General features: G+C 64.8%; 16 protein-coding genes. 10 read left to right on the top strand and 6 right to left on the bottom strand.

Annotated elements, in window-relative coordinates; genetic code table 11:
- Nucleotides 1-40 precede the first annotated feature (40 nt).
- The 5 genes from M511_RS03135 (at nt 41) to M511_RS03155 (ending at nt 5,525) form a co-directional block, all read left to right on the top strand.
- Nucleotides 41-1,027 (top strand): BMP family lipoprotein, encoded by a 987-nt coding sequence (locus tag M511_RS03135; RefSeq protein WP_010393147.1) that lies wholly within the window; start codon nt 41-43, stop codon nt 1,025-1,027.
- Between the two features lies 1 nt (nt 1,028).
- Nucleotides 1,029-2,615 carry an ABC transporter ATP-binding protein gene (locus tag M511_RS03140; RefSeq protein ID WP_085501335.1) on the top strand — a complete coding sequence of 529 codons (1,587 nt, stop codon included), beginning with the start codon at nt 1,029-1,031 and terminating at the stop codon, nt 2,613-2,615.
- 61 nt (nt 2,616-2,676) lie between these two features.
- Nucleotides 2,677-3,771, top strand: coding sequence for an ABC transporter permease (locus tag M511_RS03145; RefSeq protein WP_029371447.1), 1,095 nt, complete (start codon nt 2,677-2,679; stop codon nt 3,769-3,771).
- Nucleotide 3,772: 1 nt separating this feature from the next.
- A complete protein-coding gene (locus tag M511_RS03150) occupies nt 3,773-4,738 on the top strand; it encodes an ABC transporter permease (protein ID WP_085501336.1) in 966 nt (321 codons plus the stop codon).
- Nucleotides 4,722-5,525, top strand: a complete 804-nt coding sequence (locus M511_RS03155; RefSeq protein ID WP_085501337.1) for a purine-nucleoside phosphorylase — start codon at nt 4,722-4,724, stop codon at nt 5,523-5,525. Before M511_RS03150 ends, M511_RS03155 begins: the two co-directional genes overlap by 17 nt.
- 58 nt (nt 5,526-5,583) lie before the next feature.
- Here the strand turns inward: M511_RS03155 and mnmH are convergent, their stop codons facing one another.
- Together mnmH and M511_RS03165 are read right to left on the bottom strand one after the other, a co-directional pair.
- The gene (gene mnmH / locus M511_RS03160) at nt 5,584-6,639 is read right to left on the bottom strand and encodes a tRNA 2-selenouridine(34) synthase MnmH (protein ID WP_085501338.1); all 1,056 of its coding nucleotides are present in this window, start codon (nt 6,637-6,639) and stop codon (nt 5,584-5,586) included.
- Nucleotides 6,640-7,224, bottom strand: a complete 585-nt coding sequence (locus tag M511_RS03165) for a L,D-transpeptidase (RefSeq protein ID WP_029371451.1) — start codon at nt 7,222-7,224, stop codon at nt 6,640-6,642. It abuts the gene before it with no gap.
- Between the two features lie 138 nt (nt 7,225-7,362).
- Between M511_RS03165 and M511_RS03170 the strand changes: the two genes are divergently transcribed.
- The 3 genes from M511_RS03170 to M511_RS03180 are packed head-to-tail and all read left to right on the top strand — an operon-like array spanning nt 7,363 to nt 10,714.
- On the top strand, nt 7,363-7,617 hold the full coding sequence (locus M511_RS03170) for a hypothetical protein (RefSeq protein WP_085501339.1): 255 nt from the start codon (nt 7,363-7,365) through the stop codon (nt 7,615-7,617).
- A gap of 35 nt (nt 7,618-7,652) precedes the next feature.
- Nucleotides 7,653-10,076 (top strand): heavy metal translocating P-type ATPase, encoded by a 2,424-nt coding sequence (locus M511_RS03175; protein WP_085501340.1) that lies wholly within the window; start codon nt 7,653-7,655, stop codon nt 10,074-10,076.
- A complete protein-coding gene (locus M511_RS03180) occupies nt 10,076-10,714 on the top strand; it encodes an arylesterase (RefSeq protein ID WP_010393166.1) in 639 nt (212 codons plus the stop codon). Before M511_RS03175 ends, M511_RS03180 begins: the two co-directional genes overlap by 1 nt.
- 17 nt (nt 10,715-10,731) lie before the next feature.
- Here M511_RS03180 and M511_RS03185 read toward each other — a convergent pair whose 3' ends face one another.
- From M511_RS03185 to meaB, 4 genes are all read right to left on the bottom strand, one after another.
- Complete coding sequence (locus tag M511_RS03185) at nt 10,732-11,148, bottom strand: copper chaperone PCu(A)C (protein WP_010393167.1); 417 nt, start codon at nt 11,146-11,148, stop codon at nt 10,732-10,734.
- A 137-nt stretch (nt 11,149-11,285) separates the two neighbouring features.
- On the bottom strand, nt 11,286-11,561 hold the full coding sequence (rpmB, locus tag M511_RS03190) for a 50S ribosomal protein L28 (RefSeq protein WP_010393169.1): 276 nt from the start codon (nt 11,559-11,561) through the stop codon (nt 11,286-11,288).
- A 114-nt stretch (nt 11,562-11,675) separates the two neighbouring features.
- Entirely contained in the window at nt 11,676-12,308 is a 633-nt protein-coding gene (locus tag M511_RS03195; protein WP_085501341.1) for a methylated-DNA--[protein]-cysteine S-methyltransferase, read from the bottom strand.
- A complete protein-coding gene (gene meaB, locus M511_RS03200; RefSeq protein WP_085501342.1) occupies nt 12,292-13,290 on the bottom strand; it encodes a methylmalonyl Co-A mutase-associated GTPase MeaB in 999 nt (332 codons plus the stop codon). The genes M511_RS03195 and meaB overlap by 17 nt, the downstream gene beginning before the upstream one ends.
- Before the next feature lie 144 nt (nt 13,291-13,434).
- Here meaB and M511_RS03205 point away from each other — a divergent pair, with 144 nt between their 5' ends.
- Together M511_RS03205 and serS are read left to right on the top strand one after the other, a co-directional pair.
- Nucleotides 13,435-13,794 (top strand): thioredoxin domain-containing protein, encoded by a 360-nt coding sequence (locus M511_RS03205; protein ID WP_240547520.1) that lies wholly within the window; start codon nt 13,435-13,437, stop codon nt 13,792-13,794.
- A gap of 68 nt (nt 13,795-13,862) precedes the next feature.
- Entirely contained in the window at nt 13,863-15,155 is a 1,293-nt protein-coding gene (serS, locus tag M511_RS03210) for a serine--tRNA ligase (protein WP_085501344.1), read from the top strand.
- The last annotated feature ends 16 nt before the right edge of the window (nt 15,156-15,171 follow it).

The raw sequence follows: 15,171 nt of genomic DNA on the forward strand, positions 1-15,171 counted from the left end.
TCCTGGGCTGACTCGCCCGTAACCCGTTTTGAGGCTCGATATGTCCCTGATGAAATCTCTGCTTGCCGGTGCCTGCCTGACTTTCATGCCGCTGGCGGCTCTGGCCGATCCGGCACTGATCTTCGATCTGGGCGGGAAGTTCGACAAATCCTTCAACGAAGCCGCCTATGAAGGCGCCGAGCGCTGGAAGGCCGAGACCGGGGGCAGCTACAAAGAGCTGGAAATGCAGTCCGAGGCGATGCGCGAACAGGCGCTGCGTCGGCTGGCGCAATCGGGGGCCAATCCCATCGTGATGACCGGCTTTGCCTTTGGCGAGGTGCTGAACAAAATCGCCCCGGACTATCCCGACACGAAATTCGTCATCATTGACACGACCGTCGAACAGCCGAACGTACAATCCGTGGTCTTTACCGAGGAACAGGGCTCGTATCTCGCCGGGATCGCGGCAGCCAAGGCCTCGAAATCCGGCACGGTCGGCTTTATCGGCGGCATGGATATCCCGCTGATCCACAAGTTCGAATGCGGCTATGCCCAAGGGTTCAAGGCCGCCCGCCCCGATGGCAAGGTCATCATCAACTATACCGGCACCACCCCCGCAGCATGGAACGACCCGGTGAAGGGGGGCGAGCTGCTCAAGGCGCAAGTCTCGCAACAGGCAGACGTGGTCTATGCGGCGGCTGGCGGTACCGGCATTGGCGTGCTGCAGGCGGCGGCAGATGCCGGAGTGCTGTCGATTGGTGTCGACAGCAACCAGAACCACCTGCATCCGGGCAAGGTGCTGACTTCGGTCGTCAAGGGCGTCGACGTCTCGGTTTATGAGGCGTTCAAGGCCGGGGCCGAGGTCCAGCCGGGCATCAAGGTCATGGATCTTGCCTCGGGTGGGGTATCGCTGGCGATGGACGACAATAACAAGCCGCTCATTACCGACGAGATTACGGCCGCCGTCGATGCCGCCGCCAAGGCGATCACCGCAGGCGAAATCAAGGTGCATGACTACATGACCGACAACACCTGCCCGGTTCAGTAACATGGCGCTTGCTGGCGCGACAGGCACGGCCCCCGCAATCGAATTGCGGGGGATTTCCAAGGCCTTCGGGCCGGTGCAGGCAAACCGGAACATCGACCTGGTCGTGCCCCGCGGCACGATCCACGGCATCATCGGCGAAAATGGGGCCGGGAAATCGACGCTGATGTCGATCCTCTACGGCTTTTACCGTCCCGATGCCGGCGAGATCCTGATCGGCGGCCAGCCGGTCACGATCAGCGACAGCCAGGCGGCGATCCGCGCCGGCATCGGCATGGTGTTCCAGCATTTCAAGCTGGTGCCGAATTTCACCGTGCTGGAAAACATTATCCTTGGGGCCGAGGACCGAGGGCTGCTGCGCCATTCGCTGTCCCGCGCGCGAGGCGAGTTAAAGCGCCTGGCCGAGGAATATGGGCTGCAGGTCGACCCCGACGCGGCAGTCGAGGAATTGTCTGTCGGCCATCAGCAACGGGTCGAGATCCTCAAGGCGCTTTATCGTCAGGCCGATATCCTGATTCTGGACGAACCGACCGGCGTTCTGACCCCGGCCGAGGCAGACCACCTGTTCCGCATCCTGCGTGGCCTCAAGGATGAGGGCAAAACCATCATCCTGATCACCCACAAGCTGCGCGAGATCATGGAGATCACGGACAACGTCTCGGTCATGCGGCGAGGTGAGATGGTGGCCTCGGTCCGCACCGCCGGGACGAACCCGACAGAGCTGGCCGAACTGATGGTGGGACGCAAGGTTCTGCTGCGGGTCGAAAAGACCCCCGCCCAGCCCGGCGCACCGGTGCTTGAGGTTCGGGGCCTTGGCATGGTCGATGCGGACGGGGTCGAGCGGCTGCGCGGCATCGACCTTGAAGTCCGCGCGGGCGAAATCGTCGGCATCGCAGGCGTGGCAGGAAACGGCCAGACGCAACTTCTTGAAATTCTGGGTGGTTTTCCCGAACCCGGTGCAAGGTTGCAGGGCGAAATCCGGCTGAACGGCACGCCCCTGCCCCTTAGCGGCACTGGCGCAGACGGCCGCGCCCGGCGCGCAGCGGGAATAGGCCATGTCCCCGAGGACCGGCAGGTCGAGGGGCTGATCATGGATTTCTCGGCCTGGGAAAACAGCGCCTTTGGCTATCATGACGCGCCGCAATTCCAGAACGGGCTGCTGATGGACAATGCCGCGATCCGCGCCGACGCGGCCGACAAGATGCAGCGTTTCGACGTCCGCCCCCCGAACCCCGACCTTGCGGCCAAGAATTTCTCCGGCGGCAATCAGCAGAAAATCGTGGTCGCGCGCGAGATCGAGCGCAACCCCGATCTGCTGCTGATCGGCCAGCCAACACGCGGGGTGGATATTGGCGCGATCGAGTTCATTCACAAACGCATCGTAGCCCTGCGCGATGCGGGCAAAGCGGTGTTGCTTGTCTCGGTCGAACTGGATGAAATCATGGCGCTATCTGACCGCATCGCGGTGATGTTTGACGGCCGGATCATGGGTGAGCGTCTGCCGGCCAGCACCACGGCCGGAGAGCTGGGCTGCCTGATGGCCGGGGTCGAACCCGCCGCGGCACCGGCGACCAGCGGAGGCACCGAATGACGCGCTGCATGTCCCGGCCCAGAGGGCCCCAGAATATGAATATGCCGGGAGGGGCAGGTTAATGGAGCGAATGCCGAAATGGGCGGATGTGATCGTGACGCCGCTGATCTCGCTGGCTCTGGCCTTTGCCATCTCGGCGCTGGTGATCCTTGCCATCGGGGAAAGCCCGGTCGAGGCGCTGAAGGTCATGGTCGAAGGGGCGCTCGGCTCTAGCTACGGCTGGGGATTCACCCTCTATTACACGACGAATTTCGTCTTTACCGGCCTTGCCGTCATGGTCGCCTATCACGCTGGCCTCTTCAACATCGGGGGCGAGGGGCAGGCCGCGATGGGTGGGCTGGGCGTGACACTGGTGGTGCTGGCTCTGCCCTGGCCGCATTGGGCGCTGGCGCTGCCCGCCGCCGTGGTGGGCGCTGCGCTGTTTGGCGCGCTCTGGGCGCTGATCCCGGCCTGGCTGCAGGCCAAGCGTGGCAGCCATGTCGTCATCACCACGATCATGTTCAACTTTATCGCCGCGGCGCTGCTGAACTATGTGCTTGTGAACCTGCTGCGCCCGGTGGGCAGCATGGACCCTGCCTCGGCGAATTTTCCGCCGGCGACCCATCTGCCCAAACTTTCCGATATGGCGCTGGCATTCGGGATCGACTGGGGCAGGAACACCCCGGCCAATATCGCCTTTTTCATCGCCATCATCGCCTGCCTGCTGGTCTGGTTGCTGATCTGGCGCACGCGGCTGGGTTATGAGATCCGCGCTTTCGGCAAGTCCGAGCCAGCCGCGCTTTACGCCGGTATCTCTCCGGTAAGGATCACCGTGGTCGCCATGCTGATATCCGGCGCGCTGGCAGGTCTGATGGCGGTCAACAACGTCATGGGCGAGGCCGAGAGGCTGGTCCTGAATGCCGTCGAGGGCGCAGGCTTCATCGGCATCGCCGTCGCGCTGATGGGACGCAACCATCCGCTTGGCGTATTCCTTGCCGCGCTGCTTTTTGGTTTTCTTTATCAGGGCGGAGGAGAGCTTGCCCTCTGGACCTCGATTCCGCGCGAACTGATCGTCATCATTCAGGCATTGGTGATCCTGTTCACCGGGGCGCTCGACAACATGGTGCGCATGCCGCTTGAGCGGCTGTTCCTGACCCTGAACCGCAAGAGAGGCTGAGATGGATTTCGCAACCATCCTGCAAATCCTTGATTCCGCCATGCGGCTGATGACGCCCCTGCTGCTCGCCTGCCTCGCCGGGCTTTACTCGGAACGTGCCGGCGTCTTTGACATCGGACTTGAGGGCAAGATGCTGATGGCGGCCTTTGCCTCGGCCTCGGTCGCCTATGCGACAGGCAGCGCCTGGGCCGGGCTTCTGGCAGGGATCACAGGCGCAGTGGCGCTGGCGCTGCTGCACGGGCTCGCCTCGATCACCTTCCGGGGCAATCAGCTTATCTCGGGCGTGGCGATCAACTTTCTCGCATCGGGGCTGACCGTTCTGCTAGGGCAAAAGATCTTTGAGCTCGGCGGCCGAACCCCCTCGCTATCCGGCGCGGCGCGGTTTGACGCGATCACCCTGCCCTTTGCCGACAGCCTGCGCCCGGTGCCGGTGATCGGCCCGATCTATGCCGAGCTGATCTCGGGCCACACGATCCTTGTCTATGTCGCCTTCGCCATCGTACCGCTGACCTGGTGGGTGCTTTACCGCACCCGCTTTGGCCTGCGGCTGCGCGCGGTGGGCGAGAACCCGGCCTCGGTCGATACCGCCGGGGTCTCGGTCACGCGGCTGCGTTATGCCGCAGTGCTGATCTGTGGCCTGCTTTGCGGGCTTGCCGGAGCCTATCTCGCCACTGGCATTTCCGCTGGTTTCGTCAAAGAAATGACCGCCGGACGCGGCTTTATCGCACTGGCGGCACTCATCTTCGCCAAATGGCGACCATGGAGCGCATTGGGCGCAACCTTCCTCTTTGGTCTGCTCGAGGCAGTGGCGAACCGCTTTCCCAATCTGGACCTCGGCTTTGTCACCGTGCCGTCGATGTTCATGAACGCGCTGCCTTATATCCTGACCGTCATCATCCTGGCCGGCTTTGTCGGCCGCGCCATACCGCCCCGCGCGGGAGGAGAGCCCTATGTCAAAGAGCGCTGAGCTTGCCCGCCTGATCCAGGGCCGTGCCGGAAACGCCGCACCCGAATACGGGCTGATCCTCGGCTCTGGCCTCGGGCATCTCGCCAGCGCGGTAGAAGGCACCGCAATCCCCTATTCCGACCTGCCCGGCTTTCCCCATGCCGGGGTTTCGGGCCATGTGCCGCAGCTCGTGATCGGCCAGTTCGAAGGCCGCCGCGTCGCGGTCTTCGGCGGCAGGGCGCATTATTACGAAGCGGGCCGCGCGGATGTGATGCGCCTGCCGCTTGAGGTGCTCAAGGCGCTTGGCTGCGAACGGCTCTTGCTGACAAATGCCGCCGGCAGCCTGCGCCCCGAGATGCCGCCCGGCTCACTCATGCTGCTTTCGGACCATATCGCTTTCGCGGGCACCAACCCGCTGATCGGCGAACCTTCCGAGGCCCGCTTCGTACCCATGACCAAAGCCCATGACCCGCAAATCCGCGCCGCCCTGAAAGCCGCTGCCAAGGCCGAGGACATCCCCCTGCCCGAAGGCGTCTATTGCTGGTTTTCAGGTCCCTCGTTCGAAACCCCGGCCGAAATCCGCGCCGCCCGCACCCTCGGCGCTGACGCGGTCGGTATGTCCACCGTGCCCGAGGTGATCCTCGCACGCTTTCTCGGCCTCAAATGTGCAGCCGTCTCGGTCATCACCAATATGGGCGCGGGGCTTTCGGATGAATCGATCAGCCACGAACATACCAAGGCGATGGCCCCGCTCGGTGCCGCCAAGCTGGAACGCATCCTGCGCCGCTTTCTGACCCAGAGCAGCTGACAGCGTTTCTTTCGTGTTCAAATATCCCCGCCGGAGGCACGCAACCTGACCACCGGCGCTACCCCGCCAGATTCATCCCGGCCAGCACCGCCTCGACCCGATCAGCTGCGCCCTCGGGGTCCTCAAGGCTTTCCAGCGCCACTACGGGCCCCCGCCCGTCATCATGGCGTGCCCGGTGCTTGTCATAGCGCGGGTCGTAATGATGACGCATCAGACCCTCGGCAAGCCCAGCCCAATCGGCGACGTCAATCAGGCGCAACCAATCCTCTATCCGCTCGGCCGGATGCAGCGGTCGCAGCAGGTCCACGATGCGCGCCACAGCTGCGGGGTCGGCGCTGGTGTCGGCATAGACCCGGGCAGTATAGGCGGCGCGAGCTTCGACCGGAACGGCCAGCCGGATACGCGGCGCGGCAATGATCGCCTGCCAGATACCGCGTGGCAGGTTCACGTCACCGATGCGCGAACTCTCGGCCTCGACAAGCAGCGGCCGGCTTGAATCCAAAGCCTCCAGCGCCACGGCAAGTCGACCCTCGAAACATTTCTGGCTGGGCTGACCATCGGGCATCGCGCCAAACAGGCTGCCACGATGATTGGCAAGCCCCTCAAGGTCGATGACCTGATGACCACGTGCGGCAAGGCGCTGCAGGATCTCGGTCTTGGCACTGCCGGTATTGCCGTCCAGCACCACGACAGGTGCGGTGACCAACTGCTGCACCCGCTCAACCACCAGCGCACGCCATGCCTTGTAACCTCCCCCGACGCGCCCGACGCGCCAGCCGATCTGGGCAAGAATGGTCGCAAAGGCACCCGACCTCTGACCGCCCCGCCAGCAATAGACCAAGGGCCGCCAGCCGCCGCCATGCCCGGCCAGCGACCCGGCAATGTGGCGCGCGGCATTGGCGGCGACCATGGCACCACCCAGCTTGCGGGCATCAAAGGGGGAAACCTGTTTGTAGATCGTGCCGACCTGGGCACGTTCCTCGTCCGACAGCACCGGCAGGTTGACCGCGCCGGGCAGATGATCCTCGGCATATTCCGACGGAGATCGGACGTCGATAATGGTGTCGAACCCGGCAAGCGCCGGATCCGACAGCGATTTCAGGCGGATATCCACTTAGTAGACGTAGACCGGAGTCCCGATCGGAACCTGCTCATACAGGTCCATCACTGCCTCGTTACGCATACGGATACAGCCGTTCGAGACAGCCCGGCCGATCGAATTCGGCTCGGTCGTGCCGTGAATGCGGATCGCGGTGTCGTTGCCCTTGGCGTCATAGAGATACAGCGCGCGCGCACCCAGCGGGTTGGTCGGACCACCCGGCATGCCATCAGCCCATTTGGCATATTGTGCGGGCTTGCGCTTGATCATCGCAGGGGTCGGCGTCCAGCTTGGCCATTCGGTCTTGCGACCGACCGTAGCGCGACCTTTCCAGACCAGCTCATCCTTGCCCACGGCAACGCCATAGCGGATCGCCCGGCCCGGAGCGATGACGTGGTACAGGAAAAAGTCCTTGGAAACCACGACGATGCTGCCGACCTCGAAATCGCTGCGGATTGCAACCTCGGTCGGGGCATAGGGGTCGCGCTTGGGCTCGGCACGTTTCGTCTGCGCCGCTGGCTGAGCCCGCTCCTGGGTCAGAGCCAGCGTAGGCACGGCCACCAAAGGCAACGCGGCCATCAGCATCTGTCTGCGATTCATCTGTTTGTCCCAAATTCTTCGATGTTCCTTGATCCAGCGCCTAACCTCTTGAACCGCCCGGATCAACTCAAAGCGCCGTGACGCGGTTGAAACGCGCAAGGAACGTGCCCAGGTTACATCAGGAAAGGACCGTCTGCCATGATCCGTGCAACCTGCGCCCCGACTGAACGCCTGCCGCGCCGCGCGGCCACACGTGTCCCGCATCTGTGCCAGGATCGGAGTGGGCGTGGTTGTCGCTGTCATGTCTCTGCCCGGCTGCGGCAGGCCCGACCGGCACTTGCCGGCAATGGCCACGCGCTGCGCTGGCGCCCCGACCCCGGTAAAGGGGTGCCGCGCCATCAGGTCCTGCATCACCAGCCCCAGCGCCAGCAGGCTCCGCCGTTTCCTGTCTGAATAGCGCCCTTCCCGCATTCTGACAGGGTAAGCCAATGAAAAATCATCATAACGATGCCGAGCTGACTATCGCCGGCATGAGCTGTGCCTCTTGTGTAGGCCGCGTCGAAAAGGCGCTGGCCGCTGTACCGGGGATCGAAAACCCGCAGGTCAACCTTGCGACCGGACGCGCACGCTTTGTCGTGAACTCTGCCGATGCCCTGCCCCGCGCAATCGAGGCGCTGGCCGGTGCCGGTTATCCGGCCGAACCGCTGGAGACCCGGCTGAACATCGACGGGATGACCTGCGCCTCTTGCGTCGGTCGCGTCGAAAAGGCGCTCTCGGCCATGCCGGGCGTGACTTCTGCGCAGGTCAATCTGGCCACCGGCAGCGCCACAATCCACCATTCCCCCGCCGTAACGCCCCAGACGCTGGCCGAGACGGTCACCGCCAAGGGTTATCCCGCGCAGGTGCAGGCCGAGGCAGGCCACCACATGCACGACCACTCGGCCGATGCCGCCACGCTTCGGCGCAATTTCCTGATCGCGCTGGTTCTTACCCTGCCGATCTTTGTGGCCGAAATGGGTGGCCATATCTTTCCGGCCTTCCATCACTGGCTTTCCATGGCGCTGGACCAGCGCCTGCTGTGGATTGGCGAATTCGTGCTGACGACGGCGGTGCTGGCGGGACCGGGGCGGATGTTCTTTCGCATCGGCTTTCCCGCCCTGATGCGCCGCGCACCCGAGATGAACAGCCTGGTCGCGCTTGGTGCCTCGGCGGCGTGGCTCTATTCGACCGTGGCAACCTTTGCGCCGGGCCTGCTGCCGTCTGAATCAGTGCATGTCTATTACGAGGCCGCCGCCGTCATCGTCACGCTGATTCTGCTGGGCCGCTGGCTTGAGGCGCGGGCCAAAGGACAGGCGGGCGACGCCATCCGCCGCCTGATCGAGCTTACCCCAGACACCGCCCGGGTCGAACGGAACGGCAGCATCCGCGACATTCCGGTGGCCGAACTGCGCACCGGTGACATCGTCCACCTGCGCCCGGGCGAGCGGGTGGCCGTCGACGGTGTGCTGACCGAGGGCAGCGGCGCCATCGACGAATCCATGCTGACGGGCGAGCCGGTTCCGGTCAGCAAAACGACCGGAGACCCCGTGACCGGCGGCACGGTCAACGGCACCTCGGCCCTTGCCTATCGCGTCACCGCCACGGGTGGCGACACGGTTCTTGCGCGCATCATCCGCATGGTCGAGGATGCACAGGCAACCAAACTTCCGGTTCAGGCACTGGTGGACCGCATCACCGCGGTCTTTGTTCCGGTCGTGATCGGGCTTGCGATTCTGTCCTTTGCGCTGTGGCTGATCTTTACCGGCTCGCTCGGGCAAGCGATGGTTGCGGCGATATCGGTCCTGATCATCGCCTGCCCCTGTGCAATGGGGCTGGCGGTGCCGGTCTCGATCATGGTCGGCACCGGGCGGGGTGCCGAACTGGGCGTGCTGTTCCGGCGCGGCAATGCGCTGCAACGGCTGGCCGATGCCCGCATCGTCGCCTTTGACAAGACCGGAACGCTGACCCAGGGCGCGCCCGCCCTGACCGCGATCAAGGCCGAGGGCATGACGCCCGAAGATGCGCTGCGCCTTGCCGCGTCTGCCGAAGCACGTTCCGAGCATCCTCTTGCCGCCGCCATCACTGCTGCCGCCCGTGACAAAGGGCTGGAGCTGCCCCCGGCCGAGGACGTCCAGGCCACGGTGGGACGCGGCCTGTCAGCCCGGGTCGAGGGACGCGCACTGCTGATCGGCAATGCCGCCGCACTGACCGAAAGCGGGATCGCCACCTCGCCCACGCTGATCGCGGCTGCCCGGGGATGGGCTGCGAATGGCGCAACCCCCGTGCATCTGGCCGTCGACGGCCAGCATGTAGCAGCCATGGCGCTGGCCGACCCGATCCGCCCCGAGGCTGCAGAAACGGTGGCAAAGCTGCACGAACTGGACCTGCAGACTGCGATGATCTCGGGTGATGTGCAGGCCACGGCCGAGGCGGTTGGCCGCCAGCTTGGCATCGACCGCGTGACCGCCGGCGTCCTGCCCGAGGGCAAGCTGGCCGCAATCCGCGATATGGGCGCAGGCACGGTCTTTGTCGGTGACGGGATCAACGACGCCCCGGCGCTTGCCGCGGCCGAGACCGGCATCGCCATCGGCACCGGCACCGATGTCGCCATCGAATCGGCCGAGGTGGTTCTGATCGGCGGCGACCCGTTGGGCGTGGTGCGTGCCATCCGCCTGTCGCGCAGCGTCATGCGCAACATCCGGCAGAACCTGTTCTGGGCCTTTGGCTATAATGCCGCGCTGATTCCGGTGGCCATGGGGGCGCTGGTGCCCTTTGGCGGGCCACAGCTTTCGCCCATGCTGGGGGCGGGTGCGATGGCACTGTCATCGGTCTTTGTGGTCAGCAACGCATTGCGCCTGAAACGAGCCGGATAATGCTGAGAATCCTTGTCCTGATCATGACCCTGGCCGCCGCGCAGATGGCGGCGGCCGCCCCGCTGCGCATTCTCGCCTTTGGCGACAGCCTGACCGAAGGTTATGGTCTGCCGCGCCATCACGGGCTGGTGCCACAGCTGCAGAGCTGGCTAAAGGCGCGTGGCCATGACGTGGTTGTGCTGAACGGAGGCCTTTCGGGCGACACCACCGCCGGCGGGCGGGTACGGATCGGCTATTCGCTGGCCCGCCATAAACCCGATGCGGTGATCGTCGAGCTGGGCGGCAACGACCTGCTGATGGGTTTCGGTCCGGCCATGGTCGAGGACAATCTGGATTCGATTCTGAAACAGGCCGGCAAGGGCGGAAAGCCGCTCTTGCTGGTCGGCATCGCCTTGCCGGACGAGAACGATCCGCTGCGCGAGGACTGGGCCACGATCTGGCCCCGCCTGGCCCAAAAACACGGCACCTTGCTGATGGAAAACCTCTACCAGCCGCTTTTTGACCTGCCGGGCGAAGATTACAAAACCATGCTGCAATCCGACAAGCTGCATGCCTCGGCTGAGGGGGTCAGACTGATCATCGAATCGCTGGGCCCCAAGGTCGAGGAACTGATCGCCGCTGCCAGCATCCCGCGCTGATCACCAGAGGTAGGCGGTTAGCGCCCGTTCCGAACCGGTAAGCGCGCCCCGACCTTGCCGCAGGTTCCGAAATCCAGCACCAGATCGACCTCCTCCCCCTCGGCCAGCGGGTGATTCAGCCCCATCAGCATCAGATGTTCGCCCCCGCGGACGAGTTCGTGGCGCCCCCCGGCAGGGATCGCGACCGGGTCCATCTTGACCATGCGCATCATCCCGCCCTCTTCGCGGTTGCCGTGCAGCTCAACCCGCTGAGCGGCCTCAGAGGCAGCGGCAGAAAGTGTACAGGCCGCCTGCCCCTGATTCTCGATCACCATGAAAGCCGCGCCGGACCGGGGATTGGTCGAGCGGACATAGCCATCGCGCAGCACCAGATCCTGTCCCAGCACGGCGCAGGGCAGCAAGGTCAGACAGAAAGCGGCAGAAAGGAATTTCATGGCAGGCCTCATTCCGGTCGCAGCGGGTTAAGCCAAGGATGCCAGAGAGCATTCACGCGAAAAAGCCCCGCCGGGAACGGCAGGGCGCACGCATCCTCAACGGGGCCAAATCGGAACCCCTGTCAGGAAATCGCGAATCAGGCTTTCGCCAGATCGCGCTTGATTTTCAGAGCACGCTCGGACAGCTCAGAGTCCTTGGCCTTGGCCAGGAAAGCGTCCAGACCGCCACGGTGATCAACCGAACGCAGCGCCGCGGCCGAGATGCGCAGCTGGAAGCTGCGGCCCAGTTTCTCCGACAGCAGCGAAACTTCGTTCAGGTTCGGCAGAAACCGGCGGCGGGTCTTGTTGTTGGCGTGGGACACGTTGTTGCCGCTCATCGGGCCCTTGCCGGTCAGTTCGCAAACGCGCGACATGATCTTGTTCCTTCGCTTCGATCCTGCACGGGCGTCTGCCCGCAATATGAAAGGGCGCCGCGTGGCAGCGCCCGGAAATCCGTTTGCGGGGGATAAAGGCAGACGGCCAGCGCGTCAAGCCTTTTCGCCGGGTTTTCGCGGCCCGTCGCCCCGGATTACGGCGGAATATGCCCGGTTTTCATGATCAAGCAAAGCCCGTTTGCGCCACAGCCCGCCACCATAGCCGGTCAGCTGCCCGTCCAAACCGGTTACGCGATGGCAGGGAATCACTATGGCAAGCTGGTTCGCGCCATTTGCCCCTGCTGCAGCCCGCACTGCCAAAGGCCGCCCGACGCGCCGCGCAAGCTCGCTGTAACTGATGGTGATGCCCGGAGGGATCTGCTGCAGCGCCTGCCAGACCTCTTGCTGAAAAGGCGTGCCATACAGCGCCAGAGGCAGGTCGAACCCGGCAAGCGTTCCGGCAAAATAGCCGGCGATCTGGCCCTCGGTCCGGTCGATGACGGCATTCCGTCCGGCGCTGATGCCTCCCCCGGCAATCCGGTGCAGGCGCGTCAGCTCGGCGGGCAGTTCCTTGCGCTCAACAAACTCCAGCAGATGCAGCCGGGCGTCATCTGCAACCGCGATCATCCCGCCAAGGGGGGTGCTGAACCCCGCCGCCACAAGAGCCATCTGCCCGCCCGAAACCGGCGCAAGCAGCTCTGCAAGCGCCGGGCCGGGATCAGGCCGCAGGTCAGGCCCTGCGCTCATGCGCCTGCAGCCCGGCGTCAGAAGCGTCCAGCCAATCGAGCATCTGCGCCGCCGCCGAATCAGGGTCGCCTTCCCCCCGCGCCACGGCATCCCCAACCTCGCGCAGTCGGGCGCGCACCTCGGGCCGCTCAAGCCGTGCCAGCAGACCCGCGCGCAGCTCGGACAGGAACCAATGGCGCGCCTGCTCGGCCCGCCGGGCCACAAAATGACCGTGATCGCGCCGCCAATCGGCAAGCCAGGTCATATTATCCCAAGCCTTTTCCAGCCCCTCGCCGGTATAGGCAGAGACGGGCAGCGCCTTGGGGAACCCCTCGGGGTCATAGGGGCGCTTGCGCAAAAGCCGCAGCGCACCCGCGTAATCGGCAACCGTGCGCAGGGCAGTTTCACGCAGATCGCCGTCTGCCTTGTTCACCAGGATCAGGTCCGCGATCTCCATGATGCCGCGCTTGACCCCCTGCAGCTCATCGCCGCCAGCAGGGGCCAGCAGCAGGATAAAGAGGTCCGACATCTCGGCAACCAGCGTTTCGGACTGACCAACACCCACCGTCTCGATCAGGACGACGTCAAAGCCCGCCGCCTCGCACAACCGCACCGTTTCGCGGGTACGGCGCGCCACCCCGCCCAGCTCGGCCCGCGAGGGTGAGGGGCGGATAAAGGCGTTCGGATCGCGGCTGAGCTCTTCCATCCGGGTCTTGTCGCCCAGAATCGAGCCGCCCGAACGTGCCGAGCTGGGATCAACCGCCAGCACAGCGACCTTAAGCCCCTGCGCAGTCAGCATCTTGCCAAAAGCCTCGATAAAGGTCGATTTGCCGACGCCCGGCGTGCCCGACAGGCCGATGCGCAGCGCCTGCCGCCGGGGCAGCTCGGCCATCAGCGCCACGGCACGGGCGCGATGGTCAGGACGGGTGCTTTCGATCAGCGTAATCGCGCGGGACAGCGCGCGGCGATTGCCCTGCGTCAGGGGTTCGGTCAGTTCATCCATGGCCACTCCCGGCGGCGTCCTAGCAAGGCGGGGGTCGACTGCCCCGCCCCTTGTGGATATTTCCACCGAGGGGACATGTAAACGCCGGGCGGTTGTGACGGATCGGCGCGGGGTGATGTCCGGACGCAGAAAACGGGGCGGATCATGCCGACACGGCGGGCAATATTGGCGGCAATGGCAGCGGCTCTGGCTGGACCTGCCATGGCCGCGCCGCGCCTGCAGCTGATGATGGTGCGGCGTCGGGGCTGCGTCTATTGCGCACAATGGGACCGCGAGATTGCCCCCGTCTATGCCAGCCACCCCGAGGGCCGCGCTGCGCCCTTGCTGACGGTCGATCTGGACGGTCCCTATCCCGACGGGCTGGCGCTGGCGCGGCGACCATGGCTGACCCCGACATTCATCCTGCTGCAGGACGGGGTCGAGATGGTCCGCTTTGAAGGCTACCCCGGCCGCGACCGTTTCTTTGACGTTCTGCGCGATATGCTGGCCCAGGCGGCGGGCTGAGGCTTTCACCCCGGTCCGCTTTGGTTTATCCCATCGCAAGTAAGTACTTACCTAGACACGGGTCAGCCATGCACGACATCCGCGCAATCCGCGAGAATCCCGCCGCTTTCGACGCCGCACTTGGCTTGCGCAACCTGCCGCCGGCTTCTCCCGAAATTCTGTCGCTGGATGCCGACCGCCGTTCCCGCATCGCCGCGGCCGAGGCCGCGCAGGCCGAACAGAACAAGGCCAGCAAAGAGGCCGGCGCCGCCAGGGGTCGCGGCGACGAGGCGGAATTCCAGCGCCTGCGCAACCTCGTCACCGCCAAGAAGGACGAAACCGCCCGCCTGCAAGCCGAGGCCTCGGCGCTGGATGCCAAGCTGCGCGAGCTGCTGCTGACCATCCCCAACCTGCCACTCGACAGCGTGCCGCCCGGCAAAGATGAGGATGACAACGTCGAGATCCGCCGCTGGGGCGAGCCGCGCACCCTGGATTTCACCCCCCGCGAACATTTCGAGATCGAAGGCGTCAAGCCCGGCATGGATTTTGAAACTGCTGCGAAACTGGCAGGCTCACGCTTTGTCGTGCTGTCGGGCGGCGTCGCCCGCATCCATCGCGCGCTTGCCCAGTTCATGCTTGACCTGCACGGCAACGAGCACGGGCTGACCGAGACCTGGACCCCGGTGCTGGTCCTGTCCGAAATGATGGAGGGTACGGGCCAGTTGCCGAAATTCGGCGAGGACAGCTATCAGACCCGCGAAGGCTGGTGGCTGATCCCGACCGCCGAGGTGACGCTGACCAATATCGTCAATAACGAGGTCATCGACCACTCCAGCCTGCCGCGCCGCTATGTGGCGCACAGCCAGTGCTTCCGCTCTGAGGCAGGCAGCGCCGGGCGCGACACCGCAGGTATGCTGCGTCAGCACCAGTTCGAAAAGGTCGAGATGGTGTCGATCACCGATGCCGGATCGGGACCGGCCGAGCACGCCCGCATGACCCGCTGTGCCGAGGCGGTGCTGGAGCGGCTGGGTCTGCCCTATCGCACCATCGTACTTTGCGGTGGCGATATGGGCTTTGGCGCGCGCATCACCCATGACCTCGAAGTCTGGCTGCCCGGGCAGAACCGCTACCGCGAGATTTCCTCGATCAGCTATTGCGGTGATTTTCAGGCGCGGCGCATGAATGCGCGCTATCGCCCGGCGAATGGCGGCAAGCCCGAGTTCGTCCATACCCTGAACGGCTCGGGTCTGGCGGTCGGCCGGACGCTGATCGCGGTGCTGGAAAACGGCCAGCAAGCCGACGGTTCGGTCGTCCTGCCCGAGGTGCTGCATCCCTATCTGGGCGGAAAGACGCGGCTAGGGGCTGACGGCCAGCTGATCTGAGTCAAGAAAAGGCGGT

The organism is Paracoccus sp. J56 (assembly GCF_019633685.1).
Taxonomy (GTDB): domain Bacteria; phylum Pseudomonadota; class Alphaproteobacteria; order Rhodobacterales; family Rhodobacteraceae; genus Paracoccus; species Paracoccus kondratievae.